The sequence below is a fragment of the Streptomyces sp. NPDC047886 genome, assembly GCF_043204435.1.
In the GTDB taxonomy this organism is placed as follows: domain Bacteria; phylum Actinomycetota; class Actinomycetes; order Streptomycetales; family Streptomycetaceae; genus Streptomyces.
Window position 1 is genome coordinate 15,016 of the sequence record NZ_JBIDCF010000005.1, and the last position, 25,081, is coordinate 40,096.

A 25,081-nucleotide genomic window follows, 5' to 3' on the forward strand; every position below is an offset into this window, starting at 1 on the left:
TGAGGCGGATCGGGGAGGGGCGGATCGGACGGGGTGGTGAGGATCAGGTGCCTGTGGTGGCATCGCGGGCGGTGCGGCGCTGGACGAGCACGGCGGCGACGATGATCGCGCCCTTGGCGATCTGCTGGACGTCGCTCTGGAGGTTGTTGAGGGCGAAGATGTTGGTGATGGTGCTGAAGACCAGCACCCCGAGTACCGAACCGACGATCGTGCCGCGTCCGCCGCTCAGCAGCGTCCCGCCGATGATGGCCGCGGCGATCGCGTCGAGTTCGTACAGGTTGCCGTTGGTGTTCTGACCGGAGCCGGCCAGCACGATCAGCAGGAACGCCGCGATGCCGCAGCACAGACCGGACAGCAGATACAGGTAGAGGCGCTGGCGGCGGACGTCGATCCCGGCGAGCCGCGCCGCCTCCGCGTTGCCGCCGACGGCGACGGTCCGGCGGCCGAAGGTCGTACGGTTCAGCAGCAGCCAGCCGACGACCGTGACGGCGGCGAACACCAGCACGAGCGGCGGCACACCGAGGACGTACGCCTCGGGCACGCCCAGGTCGAGCACCGACGGCACCGTCACGATCTGGGTGCGGCCGTCGGTGATCTGGAGGGCGAGTCCCCGCGCCGACGCGAGCATGGCGAGGGTGGCGATGAACGGCACCATCCCGCCGTACGCGATGAGGAGGCCGTTGACGAGGCCGCAGCCCAGGCCGACGACGACCGCGGTGAAGAGGATGCCGGTGAAGCCGTACTCCTGTGTGGCGACGGTCGTCGCCCACACCGACGCCAGGGCGACGATCGCCCCGACCGACAGGTCGATGCCCCCGCTGGTGATGACGAAGGTCATCCCGACGGTGACGACTCCGATGACCGACGCCTGTGTCAGGACGAGTTGGAGGTTGGCGGTGTCGAGGAACTGGTCCGGCCTGGTGATGCCGCCGACGACGATCAGGACGGCGAGGACCCCGAGGAGGGACAGATTGCGGACGTCGGCCAGGAAGCCGAGCCGCGGGCCGGGGGCCCTTCGTCGTGGTGTGGCGCTGACCGGCGTCATGGCGTCGGGCTCCCTTCCATCACGAGGTCGAGTACGCGGTGCTCGTCCAGCTCTGCGGCGGGCGCCGTGTGCACGACGGTCCCCTCCCGGAGCACCAGCACCCGGTCGGCGAGGCCCAGCACTTCGGGAACCTCGCTGGAGACGAGCAGGACGGCGAGCCCGCCGTCGGCGAGCCGCCGGATCACGGCGTACAGCTCGGCGCGGGCGCCGACGTCGACGCCGCGGGTCGGCTCGTCCAGGAGCAGGACCCGGCAGCCGCGCAGCAGCCAGCGGGCCAGGACGGCCTTCTGCTGGTTGCCGCCGGAGAGGGTGCGGACGGCGGCGTCGGGTTCGTCGGGGCGCAGGGACAGTGCGCGGGTGGCCCGGCGGGCGGCGTCCCGCTCGGCGGAGCGGTCCAGCCAGCCGGCGCGCGAGAACCGGGCCAGGGACGACACGGAGACGTTGCGGGTGACCGATTCGAGCAGGAGCAGGCCCTGTGCCTTGCGCTCTTCCGGTGCCAGGCCGAGCCCGGCGCGGACGGCGGACCGGACGCTGCCCGGCCGCAGCGGTGTCCCGTCGACGAGGACGCGGCCCGCCGTCGGTCTGCGGGCCCCGAAGACGGTCTCCAGGATCTCCGAGCGGCCGGAGCCGACGAGACCGGCGAGTCCGACGATCTCGCCGGGCCGGACCTCCAGGTCGAAGGGCGCGAACTCGCCCGCGCGCGTGAGCCCTTCCACCGTCAGCACGGGCGGCACAGCGCCCTGTCCGTCCCGCACCGGGCGTTCCGGGAAGGCGTACGCGACGTTCCGGCCGGTCATCATGGCGACGATGTCGCTCGTCGGGGTGGCCTTCGCGGGCAGCCCCCGGGCGACGGCCCGCCCGTCCTTCAGTACGGTCACTCGGTCGCCGATGCGCCGGATCTCCTCCAGCCGGTGGGAGATGTGGATGACGGCGACGCCGTCGGCGGTGAGGCCGGAGACGATCCGGAAGAGGTTGTCGACCTCGTCGGGGTCGAGCGCGGCGGACGGCTCGTCCATGACGATGAGGCGTACGTCGTGGGAGAGCGCTCGGGCCATGGAGACGATCTGCCGCTGGGCGGCGGAGAGTGCGCCGACCGTCCGGGCCGGGTCGATCTCCGGGTGTCCCAGCCGGTGGAGCAGCGCGGCGGTCGCGGTACGCGCGGCCCCGCCGCGGACGACGAAGCCGGCCGTGGTCGGCTCGTGGCCGAGGAAGACGTTCTCGGCGACCGACAGGCCCTCCACCAGGTCGAGTTCCTGGTAGATGGTGGCGATGCCCAGGCGCATGGCGGCGCTCGGTGAGGTGAGGGAGACCCGCTGGCCCCGCCAGGTGATCTCGCCGCCGTCGGGCTGGTGGGCGCCCGCGAGCACCTTGATGAGGGTGGATTTCCCGGCGCCGTTCTGGCCGAGGAGGCAGTGCACCTCGCCGGGGCGTACCTCCAGGTCGACGCCGTCGAGGGCGCGTACGCCAGGGAACGACTTGGTGATGCCGGTCATGGTGAGGAGCGGCGGCGCGAGTGGTGGTGGTGCGGGGGGTGGTGGTGCGGGGGGTGGTGCCATGACGGACTCCCTCGGCGCATGGGTCTCCCCCGCTCCGGCGAGGCGGAGAACGGGGAAGGCCGGGTGAGCGGGCAGGGCGGAACGACGGGTGAGCGGGCGCGGCCGACCGATGGTGGCGGTACGGGGGTGCACACGCGGGTGCGACCGGGCCTGCGCGGGGGTTGCGTGCGGGGGCGTGCGGGCGGGCGGCGCTGTTCGGTCGGAGGTCGGGCCGTCGGCCGTCGGTCAGGCCGGCGAGAACAGGTGGTCGCTGATCAGGCGGGCGGCGCCGATGACCCCGGCGGCCGCCCCCAGCTCGCCGAGCACGATGGGCAGGTTGCCCGTCGCGAGCGGCAGGGACTTCCGGTAGACCTGGGTCCGGACGCTGGCGAGGAGGTTGTGGCCGAGGCCGGTCACACCGCCCCCGATCACCACCAGGCCCGGGTTGAAGAAGCTGACGAGACCCGCGATGACCTGGCCGACGTGGTTGCCGCCGGCCCGGATCAGTTCGAGCGACGTCGGGTCGCCGGCCGCCGCGCCCGCGGCGACATCGACGGCGGTGAGCCGGCCGGCCGCGTCCAGCCGCCGGGCCAGCTCCTCCGAGCGGCCGCCGCGTGCCGCGTCCTCGGCGTCGCGGGCGAGCGCGGCACCGCTGAAGTGTGCTTCCAGGCAGCCGCTGTTGCCGCAGGGGCAGGGGCGGCCGTCCGGGACGACCTGGATGTGGCCGATGTCGCCGGCGCTGCCCGTCGTCCCGCGGTAGACCTCGCCGCCGACGACGATGCCGCAGCCGATGCCGGTGCCGATCTTGACGCAGAGGAAGTCGCTCGCGGAGCGGGCCACGCCCGCGTGCTGCTCCCCCATCGCCATCAGGTTCACGTCGTTGTCGACCATGACGGGGCAGCCGAGTTCCTGGCTGAGCGCCTCGCGGACGGGGAAACCGTCCCAGCCCGGCATGATCGGCGGCGCGACCGGTACGCCTTCGGGGAAGCGGACGGGTCCGGGGACGCCGATGCCGGCGCCGTCGAAGCCCTCCGCGAGTCCGGAGGCGCGCAGCTTCGCCGCCATGGACAGCACCTGCTCGAAGACCGCGACGGGCCCTTCACGTACGTCCATGGGGTGGTTGAGGTGGCCGAGTACCTCCAACTCGGCGTTGGTGACGGCGACGTCGACCGAGGTGGCGCCGATGTCGACGCCGAGGAGGCGGAGTTCGGGCGCGAGGCGGATGTTGTGCGAGCGGCGCCCGCCGCGTGAGGCGGCGAGCCCGTCCGCGACGACGAGCCCCGTCTCCAGGAGCCGGTCCACCTCGACCGCGAGTTTGGAGCGGGAGAGGTCGACGCGGTCGCCGAGTTCGGCCCGGGAGTACGGTCCGCCGTCACGCAGCAGCCGCAGGAGCCGCGCCTGGTGCGCGTTGGCGGGTCGAGCCGTCATACGTCTCACGCGCCCCTCCCCGCCTTCGTGGCCGTGTCCGTCCGGCGGGCGTGCACCCGTCGGCTTTCGAGGGGAACGTAGCAGCGCTTTACCGCGGGGGGAAGAAGTTGCGCGGCAATCCATGCCGACTTTCTCCACACCCAGGACAAAGGGAGTTGGGCACGTCCGGTGGTGGAGGTGTGGGTGGGAGGTGTGAACCGGGATGTGGGGTGGGGGTGGGGGTGGGAGGTGTGGGTGCGGGGGTGTTGCTCAGGGGCAGCGGACGATCTGGCCCGCGTACGACAGGTTGCCGCCGAAGCCGAAGAGCAGTGCGGGCGCGCCCGGGGCGACGTCTCCTCGTTCCACCAGTTTGGACAGCGCCATCGGGATCGAGGCTGCGGAGGTGTTGCCCGACTCGGTCACATCGCGGGCGATCACCGCGTTGACGGCACCGATGCGTTGGGCGACCGGCTCGATGATGCGCAGGTTGGCCTGGTGCAGGACGACCGCGGCGAGGTCCTCGGGGGCGAGTCCCGCCCGCTCGCAGATTCGCCGCGCGATCGGCGGGAGCTGCGTGGTGGCCCAGCGGTAGACGGCCTGGCCCTCCTGGGCGAAGCGCGGCGGGGTGCCCTCGATCCGTACGGCGTGGCCCATCTCGGGGACGGAACCCCACAGGACGGGGCCGATGCCGGGGGTGTCGCCGGGTGCGGTGGCCTCCACGACGGCGGCACCGGCGCCGTCACCCACGAGGACGCAGGTGGTGCGGTCGGTCCAGTCGGTGATCTCGGTCATCTTGTCGGCGCCGATGACCAGCGCCCGGGTCGCCGAGCCGGCCCGTACGGTGTGGTCGGCGGTGGCCAGCGCGTGGGTGAAGCCCGCGCAGACCACGTTGAGGTCCATGGTGGCCGGTGCCCTCATGCCGAGTCGGGCGGCCACGCGGGCGGCGGTGTTCGGGGACCGGTCGATCGCGGTGGAGGTGGCCACGAGGACGAGGTCGATGTCGGTGGGGTCGAGTCCGGCCGAGGCGAGGGCCTTGGCTCCGGCGCGGGCGGCCATGTCGTCCACGGTCTCGTCCGGGCCCGCCACGTGCCGGGTCCTGATGCCGACCCGGCTGCGGATCCACTCGTCGCTGGTGTCGACCAGGGCCGCGAGGTCGTCGTTGGTCAGCACCTTGGCGGGCTGGTAGTGCCCGAGCGCGGCGATACGAGTGCCCGTCATGCCCGGGACCCCCCTTGATTCGGCTTGGTTCGGCTTGGTTCGGCGTGATTCAGCGTGATTCGACTGGATACGGCTGAGTACTGCCGGCTTGCTGTGTCGTGCGGTGTGCAGGAGCTGTCCAGTCTCGTCAGCGACTGGCGGGTAACCGGTCACGTGATCCGACAGGATTAGTCGCCGCCGCTTGGAGAGTCCGCAACATCGTCCGGTGGGGCAAGGGCTCCACGGGCGGACGTCCCGTGCAGGACAATGGGATCTCGAGGTCGTCGGCCGGAACCCCGGTGGACCGTCTTCGCCTCCAGCACGTTCCAGCCGTTCACAACCGGGACTGGTGAGACATGGGTCGGGTCACCGAGCGCCGCCGCGTCATCCGCATCCGGGACGGGGCCGTCGTCGCCCGCCCCGACACGCTCGTCGCCGAGGAGCCGCTGGAGATCCGGCTGAACGGCCGCCCCCTCGCGATCACGATGCGTACGCCTGGGGACGACTTCGCGCTCGCGGCGGGCTTCCTCGTCAGCGAGGGCGTCCTCGGATCGGCGGCCGACGTGCGGAACATCGTGTACTGCGCCGGGGCGGAGGACGACGGCACGAACACGTACAACGTGGTGGACGTCCAGCTCGCGGCCGGTGTGCCCGTCCCGGACATCACCCTGGAGCGGAACGTGTACACGACGTCGTCGTGCGGGCTGTGCGGCAAGGCCAGCCTGGACGCCGTGCGGACGACCGCCCGTTTCCCGCTCGCGGACACTCCCCCGCTGCGCGTCGACCCGGCGGTGCTGGCCGGACTGCCGGACCGGCTGCGGGCGTCGCAGCGGGTGTTCGACCGCACGGGCGGCCTGCACGCGGCCGCGCTGTTCTCGGAGGCCGGCGACCTGCTGGACGTACGGGAGGACGTGGGCCGCCACAATGCCGTGGACAAGTTGGTGGGGCGTGCGCTGCGGGAGGACCTGCTGCCGCTGGACCGTGCGGTACTGCTGGTGTCGGGCCGGGCCTCGTTCGAGCTGGGGCAGAAGGCCGTGATGGCGGGCATCCCGATGCTCGCCGCGGTCTCGGCGCCGTCGTCGCTCGCGGTGGACCTGGCGCTGGAGACCGGGCTGACCCTGGTGGGCTTCCTGCGGGGCAGCGACATGAACCTGTACGCGGGCGAGCACCGTATCGCCCTGGCGGAGCCCGCACGGCGGTGACCCGACCGCCCTGGCGGAGCCCGCCCGGGGGGGGCGATCCGATCCCCTGGCGAGCCCGCCGGGGGGGCCCGATCCCCCTCGCGGCGCCCGCCCAGGGGGACCCGACCCGTCAGGCCCCGGGCCGTGGCGGGTCGATCATCTGGAGCGCGAGGGTCGCCGGTGGCTCGGCGAGTCCGGGGCCGCCCGCCTCCGCCCAGGCCAGGATGTCGTCCAGGCAGTCGTCGTCGAGGGCGAAGCCGATCCAGGCGGCGCGCGCGCCCCGCCGCCTGGCTTCCGTGGAAGGCTGGACCACCACGACGTTGGCCTGGCCGCACGGGCCGAGGCAGTCGCTGGTCCGGACGGCGAGCCGGCCGCCGGACGCCGCGGCCGCCGCCCGTAGCCGCTCCAGCTGTCCCGCGTGGTCGGTGCCGGGATGTTTACGGGCGTCGCCGCAGCAGCAGCCCCGGCAGACGACGAGGGAGCAGGGGCGGCTTGCTCCGGGGCGTATCCAGGTACGGGTCACCGGGCGCCGCCCGGGACGGGGGCAGGGCGACGGGCGTCGAATGCGGGCATGAGGTCACGGTACCCACCGTGATGATCATGGTGGTGCGGCGGGGGCCGGTTCCCGCCACGGGGCACCGCCCGGCCGTGGTCGACGGTGCTTCAGCGCCGGGTGGGCTCCCCGTTCGGGGCGAGTGCGGCGGGTACGGCCGCGTCCGGCACCGGGTCCTTCGCGCGGCGCCGCGCGATCACCGCGCAGACCATCAGCTGCATCTGGTGGAAGAGCATCAGCGGCAGCACGGCGAGCGACGCCTGCGCCCCGAACAGCACGCTCGCCATCGGCAGCCCGGCCGCCAGGCTCTTCTTCGACCCGGCGAACTGGATCGCGATCCGGTCCTCCCGTCCGAAGCCGAGCCGCCCGGCTCCGTACCAGGTCAGCGCGAGCATCACGGCGAGCAGCACCGCCTCGACGGCGAGCAGCGCGGCCAGCCTGGCGGGCGTCACCCGGTGCCAGACGCCCGTCACCATGCCCTCGCTGAACGCGGTGTAGACGACGAGCAGGATCGAGCCCCGGTCCACCCTGCCGAGCACCGTCCGGTGCCGCGCGACGAACCCGGCGATCCAGCGCCGCAGCAGCTGACCCGCCAGGAACGGCACCAGGAGCTGCGCGACGATCCGCAGCAGCGCGTCGGCGGAGAACCCGCCCGTGCCGCCGCCGATCAGCAGCGCCGCGAGCAACGGGGTGAGGACGATCCCGGCGAGGCTGGAGAACGACCCGGCGCAGATCGCGGCCGGCACGTTGCCCCGTGCGATGGACGTGAAGGCGATCGACGACTGGACGGTCGAGGGGACCAGGCAGCAGAAGAGCAGACCGGTGGCGAGCTGCGGGGTCAGCAGCCACGGCGCGAGACCGCGCGCGGCCAGCCCGAGCAGCGGGAACAGCAGGAACGTGCAGGCCAGCACGGTCGTGTGGAGCCGCCAGTGCCTCAGCCCGTCCAGGGCGTCGCGGGTGGACAGCCGTGCGCCGTAGAGGAGGAACAGCAGGGCGATCGCCCCGGTGGAGGCGCCGCCGGCCGCGTCGGCCGCACGTCCGGACGCGGGCAGGAGGGCCGCGAGGCCCACGGTCGCGAGGAGCGCGAGGACGAACGGATCGACCGGCACCCGGAAGGGCGGGCGCGGGCGGGGCGGGCGAAGGCGGCTCATGTGCTCATCTGCGGTCGTTCTCGTACGGTCGGGGGGGGCGCCCCGCGGTGGCAGGCGCCCCTGCGGTGGGGAGCGCCGGTCGGGGGCGTCATACGGTGGCGCAGCCGGTCGGGCGGTCGGGCGGTCGGGGGCGATACGGCGGCCAGCCGGTCGGGCGGTCGGGCGGTCGGGCGATCGGGCGGTCGGGCGGTCGGGCGGTCGGGCGGTCGGGCGGTCGGGCGGTCGAGGGCGTCATACGGTGGCGCCGGTCGGTCGCCAGGTCCGGCGGTCGGGGGCGTCGTGCGGCGGCACGCGCTCGTCGGCGGCCGGGAGACGGGCAGCCCCTGCGGTCGCACGGGTGTGCGTTCCCCCCGCCTATGGTCCACCGCCAGCCGGCGATCGAGAACCCCGTACACCGCTCTCACTGTCATCACGCATCGCGATAGCCTGGTTCCATGGGAGCCGTGGACGAGGGGTACGACCCGGTGCGGCTGCGTACCTTCCTCGCGGTCGCGCAGACGCTGAGCTTCACCCAGGCGGCCCGTCGGCTGGGGCTGCGCCAGTCCACGGTGAGCCAGCACGTACGGCGGCTGGAGGAGGCGACCGGCCGCCGGCTGTTCAGCCGGGACACCCACAGCGTGGAGCTGACGGAGGACGGCGAGGCGATGCTCGGTTTCGCCCGCACGATCCTGGCGGCCCACGAACGGGCGGCGGCCTTCTTCACCGGCAGACGGCCCCGGGGGCGGCTGCGGTTCGGGGTGTCCGAGGACTTCGTCCTCACCCGGCTGCCCGAGATCCTGGAGTCGTTCCGGCGCGAGCACCCCGAGGTGGACCTCGAACTGACCGTCGAGCTGTCCGGGACGCTGCACGAGATGCTGGAGGCGGGCCGGCTGGATCTGGTGCTGGCCAAGCGGCGCGGCGGTGAGACGCACGGGCGGCTGGTGCGGCGCTCCGCCCTGGCGTGGATCGGCGCGCCCCGGTTGCGCGTGGACCCGGACCGGCCGGTGCCGTTGATCGTCTTCCCGCCGCCGGGGATCACCCGCGCCCGTGCCCTGGAGGTGCTGGAGGCGCACGGCCGGTCGTGGCGGATCGTGTGCACGAGCACGAGCCTGAGCGGCCTGATCGCGGCCGCGCGTGCGGGACTCGGCGTGATGGCCCATACCCGGGGGCTGGTTCCCCCCGGGCTGGCGCCGGTCACGGCACCCGCCCGGGCGGGGCTGCCGGAGTTGGGCGACGTGGATTTCGTCCTGCTGCACGGCAGCCCGCGCGGCCCCGCCAAGGAGGCCGCTGACGCGCTGGCGGCAACCGTCCTGGCGGCCGGCGACGTCCGCGGCTGATTCCGGCACACGCGATGTCGCACCCGCCGCCCCGCGCACGCCGTCGCGGCACGATCGCGGCACGATCGCGGCACGCGAATCGGGCACACGATCGCGGCCCGCGTATCCGGCCCGCGAATCCGGCTCGCGCGCGTGTGTACCGCGTACAGATTCGGTGGAGATTCGCCGTCCTGACGGCGGCGGCGCGGTGAGGCGGTCGTACCGCCCCTCCCCCACCACCAGGCAGGCACGGTCTGACCTGTGGCGATGCGCCGTGCCCCGACTCCGCCGAGAGCCTCCCGCCGGAACTGTCCGTGGGGTACCGTCACCCTCCGCTGTGCTGAGCGCCACAAGGAGCAGGCCCTTGCGCGAGTTGACTGTCCCACCCCTGGCGACGGCTCCCCCGGTCGGCGGGCTCGCCGACGCCGTGTTCGACCACGCCCTGGCCGATCCCGGCCGGATCGCGCTCGGGCGCAAGGACGCGGCGGGGCGGTGGGGGGACGTCACCGCCCGGCAGTTCCGGGACGAGGTGCTGGCGCTGGCCAAGGGGCTGCTCGCCCAGGGCGTACGGTTCGGCGACCGGGTCGCGCTGATGTCCCGTACCCGCTACGAGTGGACGCTGTTCGACTTCGCGCTCTGGGCCGTCGGCGCCCAGCCCGTGCCGGTCTACCCGACGTCGTCCGCCGACCAGGTCCACTGGATGCTGTACGACGCCGAGGTGACGGCGTGCCTCGTGGAACACGAGGACCACGCCATGACGGTCGGTTCGGTGATCGACCGGCTTCCGCAGCTGAAACGGCTGTGGCAGCTCGACACGGGCGCGGTCGCCGAACTGGTGGAGGCGGGCGCGCACATCGACGACGAGGTGGTGCAGCGGCACCGGCGGGCGGTGACCCCCGAGTCCGTCGCCACGGTGATCTACACGTCGGGCACCACCGGACGCCCCAAGGGGTGTGTGCTCACCCACGCCAACTTCATGTTCGAGGCGGACACGCTGACCGCGCGCTGGGAGCCGGTGTTCCACTCCAGGCCCGGCGACGAGGCGTCGACGCTGCTCTTCCTGCCGCTCGCCCATGTCTTCGGCCGGATGGTCGAGATCGCCGCCGTACGGGGACGGGTCAAGCTGGGCCACCAGCCGGTGCTGACGGCGGGCGCCCTGCTGCCCGACCTCGCGGCGTTCCGGCCGACGTTCGTCCTCGCGGTGCCGTACATCTTCGAGAAGGTCTTCCAGGCGGCGCGGCGCAAGGCCGAACTGGAGGGGCGGGCCGGGCCGTTCGACAAGGCCGTCGAGGTGGCCGTGAAGTACGCGGAGGCGCTGGAGCACAAGGCGTTCGGGCTGGGCCCCGGGCCGTCGGCGGCGCTGCGGGTGCAGCACCAGTTCTTCGAGAAGGTCGTGTACGGCAAGGTGCGCGACGCGCTGGGCGGGCGGGTGCGCCACGCGATGTCCGGCGGCTCCGGCATGGACCGGCGGCTCGGGCTGTTCTTCGAGGGCGCGGGTGTCACGATCTTCGAGGGGTACGGGCTGACGGAGTCGTCGTCGGCGGCCACGGCGAACCCTCCGGAGCGGACCAGGTACGGGACGGTCGGCCGACCCGTCCCGGGCACGTCGGTGCACATCGCCGACGACGGAGAGGTGTGGCTGCACGGCGGCAACGTGTTCGCCGGCTACCTCAACAACCCGGCCGCGACCGACGCCGTGCTCAAGGACGGCTGGCTGGCCACCGGGGACCTGGGCGCGCTGGACGAGGACGGATACCTCACGATCACCGGGCGGAAGAAGGAGATCCTGGTGACGACGAGCGGCAAGAGCGTGTCGCCCGCGGGCCTGGAGGAACGGGTCAGGTCACACCCGCTGGTGGCGCAGTGCGTCGTCGTCGGCAACGACCGCCCGTACATCGCGGCGCTGGTGACCCTGGACCAGGAGGCGGTGGAACACTGGCTGGCGATGCAGAACCGGCCCCCGCTGCCGCCGGCCGAGCTCGTCCGCGACCCGGCGCTGGAGAAGGAGATCCGGCGGGCGGTCGTCGCCGCGAACACGCTGGTGTCGCAGGCGGAGTCGATCCGTACGTTCCGCATCCTGGCCCATCCGTTCAGCGAGGAGCACGGGCTGCTCACCCCGTCGCTGAAGCTGAAGCGCCGGGCGATCGAGGTGGCGTACGCGGCGGAGGTGGAGGCCCTGTACGTGTGACACCGGCGGTGGGCCGTGCCGTGTACCCGCCGGACGCGCGGGCGAGCGGTCCGGTCGCGCCGGCGCGGGGGCGGGGGCTACGGTGGGTGTTCATCGCCGCACAGTCCGCCAGCGGACGCGGGCGGGGCAGGACGCGGGCCGGCAGGACGCAGGCTTGCGAGACGCGGGCCGACAGGCCGCAGGCTTGCAGGGCGCAGGCCGGGAATGTGCTCCGCGAGATGATCGTTGGGCACAGGAGTACCGATTCGACGACGTAAGGATCGACCGCTCGTGACCAAGGTCCCCTCCATCACCCTCAACAACGGCGTCACCATGCCGCAGCTCGGCTTCGGGGTCTGGCAGGTGCCGGACGACGAGGCGGCGAAGGCCGTGCGCACGGCCTTCGATGCCGGGTACCGCAGCATCGACACCGCGGCGGTCTACGAGAACGAGAAGGGCACCGGCGAGGCCATCGCCGCCTCCGGGATCCCCCGCGACGAGCTGTTCGTCACCACCAAGCTCTGGAACACCGAGCAGGGGTACGACTCCACGCTGCGCGCCTTCGACGCGTCGCTGGCACGGCTGGGCCTCGACCACGTCGACCTCTACCTGATCCACTGGCCGGTGCCGGCCAAGGACCTGTACGTCGACACGTACAAGGCGTTCGAGAAGATCCTCGCGGACGGCCGGACGCGGGCGATCGGCGTGTCCAACTTCCTGCCCGCGCACCTGGAGCGGCTCGCCGGTGAGACCTCCGTGGTGCCGGCGGTCAACCAGATCGAGCTGCACCCGCAGCTCGCGCAGGCGGAGTCGCGGGCCTTCCACGCCCGGCACGGGATCGCGACCGAGGCGTGGTCGCCACTCGGCCAGGGCCGGGGCCTGCTGGAGGTCCCGACGGTCGTCGCCGTCGCCCGGAAGCACGGCCGCACCCCCGCGCAGGTCGTTCTGCGCTGGCACCTCCAGCTCGGCAACGTGGTGATCCCCAAGTCGGTGACGCCGTCGCGGATCCAGGAGAACATCGACGTCTTCGGCTTCGAGCTGGACGCCGACGACCTGGCAGCGCTCGGCGCCCTGGACGAGGGCCGGCGCCTCGGCCCGGACCCGGCCGTCTTCGGCGGCTGACGACCGCCACGCGACCGCCGCGCCGCACGACGCGCACGGGCGCCCGACCGGAGACACCGGCCGGGCGCCCGCGCGCGGGGACGTCACACGCGCCGGGGGATCAGGCCCGGGGCTGAACGACCGTCGGGCGGCCCGCGCCACGGGTCAGGGTGTAGCCCCAGATGCCCGCGACAGCGGCCAGCGCCGCGCCCCCCGCCGTCCACAGCCAGCGGGTGGACCACCAGCCGGAGGACCAGCCGTCCTCCGGTTCCACCATGTCGGACGAGCCCTGCACCAGCGGCGTGGAGAGGGCGCCGTCCACGGACGCCGCCCCGCCCGCGTCCTCGACGGTGACGTCCAGGGTCGCGTCGAACGGCAGACCCACGTCGGTGGCGGCCACCTTCACGGCCGTGAGGCGCACGTAGTACGTGCCGGGCAGCGGGTCGTCCGACCAGGGCTCCGCCCAGGCGCGCACCGTCCGCAGATGGCAGGTCAGCTCGACCAGGGCGGAGTCCGCCGCGGCGGCCGCCGTCTGGTTGCCGAAGCGGCACGCCTGCCGGCGGCGCAGCCCGTCGTACACATCGATCTGCCAGGTGGCGCCCGCCTTCCGGGCGGCCGTGTCCGGCAGTTTGACGGTGGCCCGCACGGTCGCGCGTTCACCGGCGTCGCCGGGGAACTGCCAGTAGAGGTAGTCGCCGGTCGACGCCTGCGCCGTGGCCCGCTGCCCCGGCCGTACGAGGGTGGCGGCGCGGAACGACGTGCCGGCCTCGGTCGGCGCGGCGGGCTCGCCTTCGGTCGACGCCGTGGGGGTGGGCGTGGGGCTCTCGGCCAGGGCGACGCCCGGGACGAGGCCGAGCAGCGCCGTACCGGCGAGCAGGGCGGCGGTCGTCAGAGTCCGTACGGTACGCATCAGTTGGTCCTCCAGACGGTGACGCGCCAGCGCGAGAGCCAGCCCCACAGGAGCCCGGCGACGAAGCCCGCGAGCACGAGCACACCCAGCAGCCACCAGCCGCGGCCGAGGCCGAGGAACGCGGCGTCGCCCGCCTCGTCAGGGCCGTCCACCACGGCGATGCTCAGCTCGACGGGCAGACCGGGGGTCTTCTGCACGGACGCGGGCGCCGAGAACGAGTTGCTGACGCGCAGACAGACGGCCTCCGCGGCGGGCTTGTCCGTGTCGGCGCCCTCGATGTCGGGCTTCGGGTAGCGCAGCCCCGTCGAGATGACGTCGGTACGGCCGTCCCCGGCCGCCTCGCCGCGCACGATCTCCCGCCCGGACAGGGTGGAGGCGCGCAGCAGGACTCCGTAGTCCCGGTCGACGGCGCGGTCGGCGGCGACGCTGACCGAGGCGCGCAGCTCCTGCCCCGGCAGGACGTCCACGCGGTACCAGCGGTGTTCGCCGAACGTCTCACGGTCGGTGTAGAGGCCGGGCCGCAGGGTGGGTGCCTTGGCGCACGCGTCGGCGCCCTGGGTCGCGACCGGCGTGAGCGTGGGCCTGGCCGCGCGGTCGACGAGTTGACTGACCCGTTCCGACAGCTCGTCCGTGTGCTGCACGGAGGTGTACGTACCGCCCGTGGCCTCGGCGATGCAGACGAGCTGCGCCCGGGTCTTGTCGTCGGGCACCAGGCCCAGCGTGTCGATGGTGAGGTGGATGCCCTTGGCGGCGATCTCGCGGGCCACCTCGCACGGGTCGAGGGGCGCGCAGGTGTCCTCGCCGTCGGTGATGAGGACGATGCGCCGGGTGGCGTCGCCGCCCTCCAGGTCCTCGGCGGCACCGAGCAGCGCGGGCCCGATGGGTGTCCAGCCGGTCGGGGTCAGCGTCGCCACCGCGGTCTTCGCCTCGGTGCGGTCGAGCGGGCCGACCGGGTACAGCTGCCGGGTGTCCTTGCATCCCTCCTTGCGGTCCTTGCCGGGGTAGTCGGCGCCCAGGGTGCGGATGCCGAGCAGCACGTCGTCGGGGACGGCGTCGAGGACCTCGTTGAACGCCTGCTTGGCCGCGGACATCCGGGACTGTCCGTCGATGTCGCGGGCGCGCATCGAACCGCTGACGTCCAGCACCAGTTCGACCTTGGGGGCTTGCTTGTTCCCGGCCGGTTCCCCACCGTCGGCCGAGGCTGTCGCCGGGGACAGCCCACCGGTCAATGTGACCAGCAGGCCGCACACCGCGGCCACCAGTCGCTTTCTTGTGATCATCGCCGGATCATATTGACCGGTGGGAGTCGTCCCCAACTCCGGTTGCCTGCGGTCTCAGCCGACGCGGCGGGCCGTGTGCACCGTACGGGCGGTGAGCAGGTGCAGGTCGGGGCGCTGGTGCAGGCTTCCCGGTGCCGACGGGTCGAGCAGCCGGTCGAGAGTGGCCAGGTCCACGCCGTCGATCCGGTCGGCGAACCGGGCCCGCTGGCGCGTGAAGAGGGTGATCGCGTGCTCCCGCACGGCGTGCGGGACGGGCGCCGGGACGTCCTGGAGGAACGAGCGGGTGCCGCTCGGCTCCAGGCCGGCCGCCGTGAACATCGCCCGCCAGTCCTCGGTCTCCGCACGGAAGTCCGGCAGGGCCTCGCGCATCTCGGTGAACGCGTCGGCGGACGCCGCGTCGAGCCGCGCCTCCAGGCCCGGCCGGCCGATGCCGATGTCCCGTGGCAGGTACCGGGTCGGCAGTCCGCCCTCGACCAGGGCCAGCACCCCGCCGGGGCGCAGCAGGCGGGCGAGAGCCGCGAGGGCGGCCCCCTGGTCGCCGAGGTGGTGCACGGCGTCGCCCGCCCAGATCAGGTCGGCGTCGCCCAGCTCGCCCAGGGCGTCCGGCAGTTCGGCGTGCCGGAGGGTGACGCGGGCGCCGATGTGGCCGAGGGACGCGGCCCGCCGGCCGGCGCGTTCCAGGAGCTCCGGCGTTCCGTCGACGGCGACCACCTCCGCGTACGGGAACGCCTCGGCGAGCAGGCAGGACAGCACGCCGGGTCCGCTGCCGACGTCGAGGACGCGACGGACGGCGGCCGAGGGGACGAGGTCGCCGAGCCAGGCGGCCGCCTGCCGGTAGAGCGGGCTCTGCAGTTCGGCGCCCCGTTCGAGCAGCGGGAGCAGCTCGCCCCAGTCCACGTCACCGTGGCCGGTGTGGCCGGTGTGGCTGGTGTGAGCGGTGGATCCGGTGTGGCCCGTGTGAGCCGTGGACCCGCTGTGGTCGGTGTGTCCGTGGCCCGCCGTGTGGGTGTGCTGGTGAGGTGTCATGGGGTCAGCGTGCGAGACGGGTGGCCGTCAGGGCGAGATTCGTTGCCGTTCCGGCACGTCGCCCGTCCGGTACCGCCCGGGGCTGACCCCGCGTTCCCGTTTGAACGCGGCGCTCAGCGCGAAGGAGTTGGCGTAGCCGACCCGCCGGGCGATCGCCTCGACGGTGGCGTCCGTGTCCCGCAGCAGGTCGGCGGCGAGCGCGAGCCGCCAGCCCGTCAGGTACGTCATCGGAGGCTCCCCGACGAGCGTGGTGAAGCGGCGCGCCAGTCCGGCCCGCGAAACCCCCGCCTTCGCGGCGAGCGACGCGACCGTCCAGGGGTGGGCGGGGTCGTTCTGCAGCAGCCGCAGCGCCCTGCCGACGACCGGGTCGGCCAGCGCCCGGTACCAGCCGGGCGCCGCGGCCTCCGGGCGGGCGAACCAGGTGCGCAGGGCGGCGATGAGCAGCAGGTCGAGGACCCGGTCGAGGACGACGCTCTGGCCGGGCTCGTCCCGGGTGATCTCCTCGTCCAGTACGGGCATGAGCGGGCACGTCCAGGCGTCGGCCGGCAGGTGCACCAGCGGCGGCAGCGCGTCGAGGAGCCGACGGCTCACCTCGCCCTCCATGGCGTACGTGCCGGTGAGCAGGGTGTCCCGGCCGTGCGGGGCGTTGCCCCAGGTCCGTACGCCGAGCCGCATGGTCTCCTCCAGCGGCTCGCCGCGCACCGTGTGGCAGGAGCCGCCGGGGCCGATCCGCGCCTGCGGCGGGGTGCCGGGGTGGTCGGCGACGGTGTACGGCTCCGGTCCGCGGGCGATGGCCACGTCCCCGGGGCGCAGCAGCACCGGTTCGGCGCCGCCGTCGGGGACGATCCACGCCTCGCCCCGGTCGACGCACATCAGGCAGAGCGGCGCCCGGTCCTCGACCCGTACGGACCAGGGCGGTTCCATGACCATCCGCAGCAGGAAGGCCCCTTTGGCCCTCGGTCCGTCGAGGAGCTGGGCGAGTGCGTCCATGCCGTCGAGCGTAGGCGAGCGCGCGGCGGGCGGACGCGGACGGGTGTGGACGGACGCGTATGGGGCTGAGCCTCTGGCGCATGGAGGCGTGAGGCGCGGGCCCCGAGTCTTGAGCCATGACGGAGAACACGCACACGGGTACGGACATGGACACGGATACGGGTACGGGTACGGGTACGGGTACGGGTATGGGGCCGGTGCTGGTGACGGCGGCGACCGGCAAGACCGGCCGCCGGGTGGCGGAGCGGCTGGCGGCACGCAGGGTGACCGTGCGGGCGGGCTCGAGGAACGGCGGTTCCGGGACGGACGGCGGGACGCTGTTCGACTGGGACACCCCGGAGACGTGGGGGCCCGCGCTGCGCGGTGCCGACGCGGCGTACGTGGCGTACTACCCGGACCTGGCGGCGCCGGGCGCGGTGGCTGCCATGGGCACGTTCGCCCGGCTCGCGCTGCGGCACGGGGTGCGGCGGGTGGTGCTGCTGTCGGGCCGCGGCGAGCCGCAGGCGGTACGGGCCGAGGAGGCGCTCGCCGTGCCGGGGCTGGAGGTGACGGTCGTCAGGGCGGCCTTCTTCGCGCAGAACTTCACCGAGGGCGCGATGGCGGACGGGGTCGCCGCCGGCGAGGTCCCGTTCCCGGCGGGCTCCACCGCGGAGCCGTTCATCGACGCCGACGACGTCGCGGACGTGGTGGTCGCGGCGCTCACCGAGGACGGCCACGCCGGACTCGTGCACGAGCTGACGGGCCCGAGGCTGCTGACGTTCGACGAGGTGGCGGCCGAACTGGGCCGGGCGGCCGGCCGTGAGGTGCGGTACGTGCCGGTGACCCGGGAGGAGTACGCGGGGATGCTGCGCGCGTACGGGATACCGGAGGCGATGGCCGCGTGGGTCGCCGAGCTGTTCGCGGCGCTGCTGGACGGCCACAACGCGTCGCTGACGGACGGGGTGAAGCGGGTGCTGGGGCGTGAGCCGCGGGACTTCGCGGCGTTCGCGAAGGACGCGGTCACGCCCGTCAGGTGACGGCGGGGGACGGTCAGGCGGCGCCGTGCACCGGCGCGATCGCGTCGACGCGGGCGGCGAGTTCGAAGTCCCTGTCGGTGACGGCCCCGCCCGCGTCGTGGGTGTGCACCGACAGGGCGACCGTGTCGTAGCCCAGCGTCAGGTCGGAGTGGTGGTTCAACTCGTCCTGGATCCGGGCCACATGGACGACCATCGCGGTCGCCGCGAAGTGCGTGGCGAGTCGGTAGGTGCGGGCGATCCGGTCACCGGCCAGCGACCAGCCGGGCAGTTCGCGCAGCCGGTCCTCGATCTCCTTCTGCGACAGCGGTTCCGTGGGCATACCCCGTGCTCCCTTCCGGTGCGGTGCCGGTGACGACGCTCCCGACCCTACGGTCCCGGGCGCCCTGTCCCGTGGTCAACACGGCGGGTTCGGCTACCGTCTGCGGTATGGCGATCGTCGCGACGGACACCGGAGTAGGGCCGCTGCTGCGCGGGTGGCGCGAGGAGCGGCGGCTGAGCCAGCTGGAGCTGGCGCTGCGCGCCGGCTCATCGGCCCGCCACATCTCGTTCATCGAGACGGGCAGGGCCCGTCCCAGCGAGGAGATGGTGCTGCGGCTCGCCGAGCACCTGGACGTGCCGGTGCGTGAGCGCAACGCGCTGCTGCTCGCCGCCGGTTACGCGCCCCGGTACGCGGAGTCGTCGCTCGACGACCCGTCCCTCGGCACCCTCCGCGAGGGCATCGACCGGTTGCTCACCGGCTACGAGCCCTATCCGGCGATCGTCGTGGACGGCACGTACACGGTGGTGGCGGCGAACCGCGGCATCATGGCGCTGCTGGACGGCCTGCCGGAGCATCTGCTCACGCCGCCGCTGAACGCCATGCGGATCACGCTGCACCCGGAGGGGCTGGCGCCGAGGATCCGGAACCTGCGGAAGTGGCGCGGGCACCTGCTGGCCCAGATGGAGCGGCAGATCGCGCTGGTCCGCTCGGAGCCGCTGCGCCGCCTGTACGACGAGGTCGCCGCCTATCCCCTGCCGGGGACGGGCGGCGACCGGGGCGACCGGGGCGAGCCGGCACCGTCGTACCCGTACTTCGCGCTGCCGCTGCGGATCGAGCACGACGGGCGGATCCTGTCGTTCGTGTCGTCCATCTCGACGTTCAACACGCCCATGGACGTGACCGTCGCCGAGCTGGCCATCGAGACGCTGCTGCCGGCCGATCCGGTGACGGCCGCGTATCTGCGGTCGCTGTCCGGCTGACGGTCAGGCTGTCCGGCTGTCCGGCTGGCGGTCAGCGGGACACGGCGCGCAGGGCGGACCACTGGAGCGCGGCGAATCCGGCGACGGTGGCGGCCTGGAGGGGGATCCACAGGGTGCCGGCGGTGGTCGGCTCGAGCCGGACGACCAGCGCGACGACGCTGAGCACGGCCCAGAGCACGTTGGCGTCCACCACGAGCTTCACGGCGGTCGCGGGCGGCTGCCGCCGGGAGGCGAGGTAGCCGACACCGGCCGCGTACGCGACGAGGAAGATCCCGACGCCCAGCAGCAGCGTGGCGTCGACGCCCAGCAGCCGGCCGAGCGGCGCGGAGGCGAGGGCGTACGCCACCCCGTTGCCCCCGGTGACGACGGCGTCGAGGCCGAGGAAGCGGCGCAGCATGGTCTGCGGCTCGGTGGTGCGGGAGATGCCGGCGAGCAGGGCGTGGGACATGGCGGATCGGCCTCCATCGAGGTCGTACGGGCTGTTCGGTGACGCCCACGATGCCGGTCCCGGCGGAACGGGTCGATTACCCGCGAGGTAATGCGCGAGGTGACGCGGAAGGTATCGCGTGCGGTCACGCGCGAGGCCGGCCGGAGGCGGAGGCGGCGGTCGGGGCGTCACCCGGTCGGCGGGCGCGTGAAGCTGCGCTGTTGGACCGCTTAAGAAAAGCTCGATGGACGCGGCGGGCGTGCCTCGGCAGATTGGTGCACGTCCATCATCTGCACTTTCCCTGCCTGGAGCCGCCCCGATGAAGGCCCTTGTCAAGCAGAAGGCCGAGCCCGGCCTCTGGCTCATGGACGTGCCGGAGCCCGAGACGGGACCCGGGGACGTGCTCATCCGGGTGCTGCGTACCGGCATCTGCGGTACGGACCTGCACATCCGCTCCTGGGACGGCTGGGCCCAGCAGGCGGTCTCCACACCGCTGGTCCTGGGTCACGAGTTCGTCGGCGAGGTCGCGGCGGTCGGCTCCGACGTACAGGACGTCGCGGTCGGCGACCTGGTCAGCGGTGAGGGCCATCTGGTGTGCGGCAAGTGCCGCAACTGCCTGGCGGGGCGCCGCCACCTGTGCCGGGCCACGATCGGACTCGGTGTCGGCCGGAACGGGGCGTTCGCCGAGTACGTGGCGCTGCCCGCGTCCAATGTGTGGGTGCACCGCGCGAAGGTGGACCTCGACGTCGCGGCGATCTTCGACCCGTTCGGCAACGCCGTGCACACGGCGCTGTCCTTCCCGCTCGTCGGCGAGGACGTGCTGATCACGGGCGCCGGCCCGATCGGCATCATGGCGGCGGCGGTCGCCCGGCACGCGGGCGCGCGGAACGTCGTGATCACCGATGTGAGCGAGCCCCGGCTGGAGATCGCCCGCAAGGCGGGCGCGACCCTCGCGGTCAACGTCGCGGAGAGCGGCATCGCCGACGCGCAGCGGCAGCTGGGGCTGCGTGAGGGCTTCGACATCGGTCTGGAGATGTCAGGCCGCCCCGAGGCCATGCGGGACATGGTGGCGAACATGACGCACGGCGGCCGGATCGCGATGCTGGGCCTGCCGGCCCAGGAGTTCCCGGTCGACTGGTCGAAGATCGTCACCTCCATGATCACGATCAAGGGCATCTACGGCCGCGAGATGTTCGAGACCTGGTACGCGATGACGGTGCTCCTGGAGGGCGGCCTCGACCTGTCCCCGGTGATCACCGGGAAGTACGCGTTCAAGGACTTCGACGCCGCCTTCGACGAGGCGGCGACCGCCCGCAGCGGCAAGATCATCCTCGACTGGACAGCCTGACCTTCCTCCTTAGGAGCACCCTTCATGTTCGCGTCCGTTCGTGACGAACTCCGCGCCACCGTCGACGAGATCCGCGAGGCCGGGCTCTACAAGCCCGAGCGGGTCATCGGCACCCCGCAGTCCGCGTCCGTCGCGGTCACGGCGGGCGGCGCCCCCGGCGACGTGCTGAACTTCTGCGCCAACAACTACCTGGGCCTCGCCGACCACCCCGAAGTCGTCGCGGCCGCCAAGGACGCCCTGGACCGGTGGGGCTACGGCATGGCGTCGGTGCGGTTCATCTGCGGCACCCAGGACGTCCACAAGGAGCTGGAGCGGCGGCTTTCGGCGTTCCTCGGGCAGGAGGACACGATCCTGTACTCCTCCTGCTTCGACGCCAACGGCGGTGTCTTCGAGACGCTGCTCGGCCCCGAGGACGCGGTGATCTCCGACGCCCTCAACCATGCCTCGATCATCGACGGGATCCGGCTGTCCAAGGCCGCCCGGCACCGGTACGCCAACCGGGACATGGGCGAGCTGGAGGCCCGCCTCAAGGAGGCGTCGGGCGCGCGGCGGAAGCTGATCGTCACCGACGGCGTGTTCTCGATGGACGGGTACGTGGCGCCGCTGAAGGAGATCTGCGACCTCGCCGACCGGTACGACGCGATGGTGATGGTGGACGACTCGCACGCCGTCGGGTTCGTCGGCGCGGGCGGCCGCGGCACGCCGGAGCTGCACGGGGTGATGGACCGCGTGGACATCGTCACCGGCACCCTCGGCAAGGCGCTGGGCGGCGCGTCCGGCGGCTATGTCGCGGCGCGCGCGGAGATCGTGGAGCTGCTGCGGCAGCGCTCTCGTCCTTACCTGTTCTCGAACTCCCTCGCCCCGGTGATCGCCGCCGCGTCCCTGAAGGTCCTCGACCTGCTGGAGTCCGCCGGCGACCTGCGCGAGAGGCTCGACGCGAACACGAAGCTGTTCCGCACGCGGATGGCCGAGGAGGGCTTCGAGATCCTGCCCGGCGACCACGCGATCGCGCCCGTGATGATCGGTGACGCGGCGAAGGCCGGCCGGATGGCGGAGCTGCTGCTGGAGCGCGGCGTGTACGTGATCGGCTTCTCGTACCCGGTGGTGCCCATGGGGCAGGCCCGGATCCGGGTCCAGCTGTCGGCGGCGCACTCCACGGCCGACGTGGAGCGGGCGGTGGCGGCGTTCGTCGACGCGCGCGCCGCGATGGGCGTGTGACGCGTCCTGACGGCACGCGCGGCTGAGTGACAATGGCAGGGTGATCGACCCCCGCCGGCTGCGCATACTGCGGGCGGCGGCGGACCACCGTACGGTGACCGCCGCGGCCGCCGCGCTGTACCTCACTCCGTCCGCCGTCTCCCAGCAGCTCGCCGCGCTGGAACAGGAGACCGGGCACACCCTGCTGACCCGCAGCGGCAAGGGCGTACGGCTCACTCCGGCCGGCGAGATCCTGCTGAACCGCGCCAACGAGGTGCTGGCGCAGCTCGAACGGGCGGAGGCCGAGCTCGCGGCGTACGCGGGCGGTACGGCGGGCGAGGTGACGGTCGCGGCGTTCGCGACGGGGATCGCCGAGGTGCTGGCCCCGGCCATCGGGCGGCTCACCGAGCGGCACCCGGGCATCCGGGTGCGCGTGCGGGACGCGGAGGGCGACGAGTCGCTGCCGCTGGTCCTGGACGGCGAGGCGGACCTGGCCGTCGCCGTGGAGTACCGGGGCGCGCCCCGCGAGAACGACCGGCGCCTGGCGCGCGTACCGCTGTACGCGGAGCCGTTCGACGCGGTGCTGCACGCCGGGCATCCGCTGGCGCAGGGGCCCGATGTGGCGCTGGCCGCGCTCGCGGAGAGCGACTGGATCGGGCAGTCGCCCGGCAACCCGTGCCACGACATGGTGCTGCTCGCCTGCGAGCTGGCGGGGTTCGAGCCGCGGCTCGTGCACGTGTCGGACGACTTCCGCGCGGTGGTGGCGCTGGCGGGCGCCGGGGTCGGGGTGGCTCTCGTACCGCGCTCGGCGCTGCGCGGCATCGAACTCAAGGACGTCGTGGTCCGCCCGGTCGCGGGGCCGGCCCCGTTCCGCCGGGTGTTCGCGGCGGTCCGCCGGGGCGCCGAGGACCATCCGCTGATCCGTCCGCTGCTGGACGCGCTGGCGGAGTCCGCGGCCGGCCTCTCGGCGGGTGGTATGCCGCCGCCCGCGGGCTGATACGCCTCGCGGGACGGCTTCGGCCTGAGGTGCCGCCCGCCGGGCGCGGGATCCGGGCGGTGTCAGCGGCCGGGGGTGCCGTCCTCGGTACGCCGGTCGGTGTCGGGGGCGTCGGCGGACGGTGCCTGGTCGGGGGTGTCCGGTGCGGCGCCGGGGTCGGTGGCCGGGCGGGTCCTGGCGGCCTCGGCCCTGACGAGGGCGGTCAGTGCGGCGAAGGGGTCGACGGGCATGGCTGTGCTCCTTGCGGTGGGGGGTGAACGCGGCCGGAGGGCGGGGCCCGTCAGCGGCGCAGCACCACGCATCGCAGGGCACGGACGGTGGGGTGCGTGCCCGCCGCCTGCGTGCCGAGTGCGGCGCGGGGGGCGGGGCCGGAACGCCGCGCGGACGGCGGGACGCCCGGTCGGGCGTGCCGCGGAGGCCTGCGCGGGTGCCGGCGCTCCGCCCGGTTGGCCGCGGCGGCGGCCTCGGCCTCGGTCGGCTCGTGCGGGCCCTCACCGGCCGGGTCGGGCGCGGGCGAGGCGGCGGGCCGTGGCTCGGCGCCCGTCGCGGCGACGGCCCCGGATGTGGTTCCCAGGAGCGCGGCGAGCACCAGGAGCGCCGCGAGCACGACGGCGCGCAGCCGGGCGCGGCCGTGGGCTGCGGACCCGGTGACGCGGGACGGGGGCGCGGACATCCTGGACATACGTTCTGGCCTGTGCCCCGGTGGGGCCGCGGGTCTGCCCGTCCGCGCCGGGAACCGCCCGCCCGGCGTACGCGGGTTACGCCGTCCCGGTGTCCGCGCCGGGTCCGGCGGCCGGGCCGTCGGTGAGGGTGAAGGACGCCTCGCCCCGGGTCATGCCGTTGACCTGGAGCTGGAGGACGTGGGTGCCGGGGTGGTAGCGGCGGGTGGTGATCGGGCGGAAGGAGTGGCGGCGGGTGGCCGTCCATGTCTCGCCGGGGGCGAGGGAGCGGGTGGTGAGCTTGAAGACCTTGGGGGTGCGGGTGCCGTTGGCCTTCATGTGGTGGATGACGTAGTCGATGACGACCTCGGCGGTGCGGTCGCCGGTGTGGGTCACCGCGCAGTCGAAGACCAGGTGGTCGCCGACCCGGACGGTGGGGGTGGTCACGTGTGGTCCGGTCACGTCGACGGGCACGTCCGGGGAGTGGCCGAGGAGGGTCAGCGCGTCGGCGTCGCCGTTCTTGACGAGGGTGCGCAGCCCGTGCCGGACGACACGGAGGGTCGTCGGATCGCCGCCGCCGCCGAGCCAGCGGGCGGCGGCGGCGACGGCGACGGCCGGGTGGTCGCGGCTGATGTCGTTGAGGTGGTTGGCGACGGACCGGCGTACGTAGTCGGAGTCGTCGCGGTGCAGCGCGTCCAGCAGCGGCAGCGCGGGCACCGGGTCGGCGATCAGCGAGGGGAGCCGCACCGCCCACGGCAGCCGGGGCCTGGTCCCCTCGGAGGCGAGGCGCCGGACGTGCGGGTCGGGGTGGCCGGTCCAGTCGGTGATGGTGCGCAGGGCCCGTGCCTGGTCGGCGCGGAGGAAGGGCCGTACGGCCGTCTCGGCGGTGAGGCGGGGCGTGAGCTCGGCGAGCAGCGCGAGGGCGGGTTCGAACACGTCGAGTCCGCGTACGGCCACCGCCTCGGTGACCGGGAAGGTCATCCAGCCGGTGAACTCCGGGTCCTCCAGCGCGGTGCGCAGGACCCGCGCGAAGTCCGGGTAGGCCGGGGGCAGGTCGGCCAGCACGGCGTCCCGTACGGCGGCGACCCGCCCGCTGAAGGAGAGCCCCGCCAGCAGGGCCGCGCGGCGCCGGGTCTCGTCGGCGGGGGCGTTGAGGGCCCGCGCGAGACAGTCGGCGAGGGCGGCGACGGTGTCGGTGCCGAGCAGTTCGTCCGCCGTGGGCACGGCTCCTCCAACGGGTCGGTCGTGGCGTGCGGTTCGGGGCGGCCGGGGGTCACCGGGGCACCGGCGGGCCGCGCTCCGTGGACGCTACCCGCCGGGGCGGGCCGCGCGAACGGCGGCCCCCGCGCGCGGCGGGTAC

The 25,081-nt window shown here is 73.8% G+C and carries 24 protein-coding genes; 9 read left to right on the forward strand and 15 right to left on the reverse strand.

The features are described 5' to 3' along the window. Positions 1-43 precede the first annotated feature (43 nt). The 4 genes from ACGF5U_RS18100 to ACGF5U_RS18115 form a co-directional block, all read right to left on the reverse strand. Positions 44-1,045, reverse strand: a complete 1,002-nt coding sequence (locus ACGF5U_RS18100; RefSeq protein WP_392715802.1) for an ABC transporter permease — start codon at positions 1,043-1,045, stop codon at positions 44-46. Then, on the reverse strand, positions 1,042-2,601 hold the full coding sequence (locus ACGF5U_RS18105) for a sugar ABC transporter ATP-binding protein (protein ID WP_392715800.1): 1,560 nt from the start codon (positions 2,599-2,601) through the stop codon (positions 1,042-1,044). Before ACGF5U_RS18105 ends, ACGF5U_RS18100 begins: the two co-directional genes overlap by 4 nt. A 225-nt stretch (positions 2,602-2,826) precedes the next feature. Beyond that, the gene (locus tag ACGF5U_RS18110; RefSeq protein ID WP_392715798.1) at positions 2,827-4,008 is read right to left on the reverse strand and encodes an ROK family protein; all 1,182 of its coding nucleotides are present in this window, start codon (positions 4,006-4,008) and stop codon (positions 2,827-2,829) included. 249 nt (positions 4,009-4,257) lie between these two features. Beyond that, positions 4,258-5,205, reverse strand: coding sequence for a beta-ketoacyl-ACP synthase III (locus ACGF5U_RS18115; protein WP_392715796.1), 948 nt, complete (start codon positions 5,203-5,205; stop codon positions 4,258-4,260). 335 nt (positions 5,206-5,540) lie between these two features. Between ACGF5U_RS18115 and fdhD the strand changes: the two genes are divergently transcribed. After that, the gene (gene fdhD, locus ACGF5U_RS18120; protein ID WP_392715794.1) at positions 5,541-6,386 is read left to right on the forward strand and encodes a formate dehydrogenase accessory sulfurtransferase FdhD; all 846 of its coding nucleotides are present in this window, start codon (positions 5,541-5,543) and stop codon (positions 6,384-6,386) included. Between the two features lie 109 nt (positions 6,387-6,495). Here fdhD and ACGF5U_RS18125 read toward each other — a convergent pair whose 3' ends face one another. After that, positions 6,496-6,888: a (2Fe-2S) ferredoxin domain-containing protein gene (locus ACGF5U_RS18125; protein ID WP_392715792.1), complete on the reverse strand. Its 393-nt coding sequence runs from the start codon at positions 6,886-6,888 to the stop codon at positions 6,496-6,498. 140 nt (positions 6,889-7,028) lie between these two features. Further along, positions 7,029-8,069, reverse strand: a complete 1,041-nt coding sequence (locus ACGF5U_RS18130) for a bile acid:sodium symporter family protein (protein WP_392715790.1) — start codon at positions 8,067-8,069, stop codon at positions 7,029-7,031. A 443-nt stretch (positions 8,070-8,512) separates the two neighbouring features. On the opposite strand from ACGF5U_RS18130, the gene ACGF5U_RS18135 reads away from it, so the two are divergent. From ACGF5U_RS18135 to ACGF5U_RS18145, 3 genes are all read left to right on the forward strand, one after another. Continuing rightward, complete coding sequence (locus tag ACGF5U_RS18135; protein WP_392715845.1) at positions 8,513-9,385, forward strand: LysR substrate-binding domain-containing protein; 873 nt, start codon at positions 8,513-8,515, stop codon at positions 9,383-9,385. Positions 9,386-9,728: 343 nt separating this feature from the next. After that, complete coding sequence (locus ACGF5U_RS18140; protein WP_392715788.1) at positions 9,729-11,552, forward strand: AMP-dependent synthetase/ligase; 1,824 nt, start codon at positions 9,729-9,731, stop codon at positions 11,550-11,552. 270 nt (positions 11,553-11,822) lie between these two features. Continuing rightward, positions 11,823-12,653, forward strand: a complete 831-nt coding sequence (locus ACGF5U_RS18145; RefSeq protein WP_392715786.1) for an aldo/keto reductase — start codon at positions 11,823-11,825, stop codon at positions 12,651-12,653. Between the two features lie 100 nt (positions 12,654-12,753). On the opposite strand, the gene ACGF5U_RS18150 is transcribed toward ACGF5U_RS18145, so the two are convergent. The 4 genes from ACGF5U_RS18150 to ACGF5U_RS18165 are packed head-to-tail and all read right to left on the reverse strand — an operon-like array spanning position 12,754 to position 16,838. After that, positions 12,754-13,542, reverse strand: coding sequence for a hypothetical protein (locus ACGF5U_RS18150; RefSeq protein ID WP_392715784.1), 789 nt, complete (start codon positions 13,540-13,542; stop codon positions 12,754-12,756). Then, positions 13,542-14,822 carry a VWA domain-containing protein gene (locus ACGF5U_RS18155; protein ID WP_392715782.1) on the reverse strand — a complete coding sequence of 427 codons (1,281 nt, stop codon included), beginning with the start codon at positions 14,820-14,822 and terminating at the stop codon, positions 13,542-13,544. Before ACGF5U_RS18155 ends, ACGF5U_RS18150 begins: the two co-directional genes overlap by 1 nt. 54 nt (positions 14,823-14,876) lie before the next feature. After that, positions 14,877-15,848 carry a class I SAM-dependent methyltransferase gene (locus ACGF5U_RS18160; protein ID WP_392715780.1) on the reverse strand — a complete coding sequence of 324 codons (972 nt, stop codon included), beginning with the start codon at positions 15,846-15,848 and terminating at the stop codon, positions 14,877-14,879. 27 nt (positions 15,849-15,875) lie between these two features. Next, the gene (locus tag ACGF5U_RS18165; RefSeq protein WP_392715778.1) at positions 15,876-16,838 is read right to left on the reverse strand and encodes an AraC family transcriptional regulator; all 963 of its coding nucleotides are present in this window, start codon (positions 16,836-16,838) and stop codon (positions 15,876-15,878) included. Positions 16,839-16,954: 116 nt separating this feature from the next. Between ACGF5U_RS18165 and ACGF5U_RS18170 the strand changes: the two genes are divergently transcribed. Further along, the gene (locus ACGF5U_RS18170) at positions 16,955-17,854 is read left to right on the forward strand and encodes an NAD(P)H-binding protein (RefSeq protein WP_392715776.1); all 900 of its coding nucleotides are present in this window, start codon (positions 16,955-16,957) and stop codon (positions 17,852-17,854) included. Positions 17,855-17,867: 13 nt separating this feature from the next. On the opposite strand, the gene ACGF5U_RS18175 is transcribed toward ACGF5U_RS18170, so the two are convergent. Further along, positions 17,868-18,173: a 4a-hydroxytetrahydrobiopterin dehydratase gene (locus tag ACGF5U_RS18175; protein ID WP_392715774.1), complete on the reverse strand. Its 306-nt coding sequence runs from the start codon at positions 18,171-18,173 to the stop codon at positions 17,868-17,870. Between the two features lie 107 nt (positions 18,174-18,280). Here ACGF5U_RS18175 and ACGF5U_RS18180 point away from each other — a divergent pair, with 107 nt between their 5' ends. Beyond that, positions 18,281-19,093: a helix-turn-helix domain-containing protein gene (locus ACGF5U_RS18180; RefSeq protein ID WP_392715772.1), complete on the forward strand. Its 813-nt coding sequence runs from the start codon at positions 18,281-18,283 to the stop codon at positions 19,091-19,093. Between the two features lie 31 nt (positions 19,094-19,124). Here the strand turns inward: ACGF5U_RS18180 and ACGF5U_RS18185 are convergent, their stop codons facing one another. Further along, entirely contained in the window at positions 19,125-19,541 is a 417-nt protein-coding gene (locus tag ACGF5U_RS18185) for a hypothetical protein (RefSeq protein WP_392715770.1), read from the reverse strand. A gap of 298 nt (positions 19,542-19,839) precedes the next feature. On the opposite strand from ACGF5U_RS18185, the gene tdh reads away from it, so the two are divergent. From tdh to ACGF5U_RS18200, 3 genes are read left to right on the forward strand one after another with little or no spacing between them, the layout of a single operon-like run. Next, positions 19,840-20,868, forward strand: a complete 1,029-nt coding sequence (gene tdh / locus ACGF5U_RS18190; RefSeq protein WP_392715768.1) for an L-threonine 3-dehydrogenase — start codon at positions 19,840-19,842, stop codon at positions 20,866-20,868. Positions 20,869-20,892: 24 nt separating this feature from the next. After that, positions 20,893-22,086: a glycine C-acetyltransferase gene (locus ACGF5U_RS18195; protein WP_392715766.1), complete on the forward strand. Its 1,194-nt coding sequence runs from the start codon at positions 20,893-20,895 to the stop codon at positions 22,084-22,086. A 40-nt stretch (positions 22,087-22,126) separates the two neighbouring features. Next, on the forward strand, positions 22,127-23,062 hold the full coding sequence (locus ACGF5U_RS18200; protein ID WP_392715764.1) for a LysR family transcriptional regulator: 936 nt from the start codon (positions 22,127-22,129) through the stop codon (positions 23,060-23,062). A 62-nt stretch (positions 23,063-23,124) separates the two neighbouring features. Here ACGF5U_RS18200 and ACGF5U_RS18205 read toward each other — a convergent pair whose 3' ends face one another. The 3 genes from ACGF5U_RS18205 to ACGF5U_RS18215 all read right to left on the reverse strand — a co-directional run bounded on the left by ACGF5U_RS18205 (position 23,125) and on the right by ACGF5U_RS18215 (position 24,945). After that, a complete protein-coding gene (locus tag ACGF5U_RS18205) occupies positions 23,125-23,292 on the reverse strand; it encodes a hypothetical protein (protein ID WP_392715762.1) in 168 nt (55 codons plus the stop codon). Between the two features lie 50 nt (positions 23,293-23,342). Further along, positions 23,343-23,744, reverse strand: a complete 402-nt coding sequence (locus ACGF5U_RS18210) for a hypothetical protein (RefSeq protein WP_392715760.1) — start codon at positions 23,742-23,744, stop codon at positions 23,343-23,345. A gap of 76 nt (positions 23,745-23,820) precedes the next feature. After that, positions 23,821-24,945 carry a DNA alkylation repair protein gene (locus ACGF5U_RS18215; protein WP_392715758.1) on the reverse strand — a complete coding sequence of 375 codons (1,125 nt, stop codon included), beginning with the start codon at positions 24,943-24,945 and terminating at the stop codon, positions 23,821-23,823. Between the last annotated feature and the right edge of the window lie 136 nt (positions 24,946-25,081).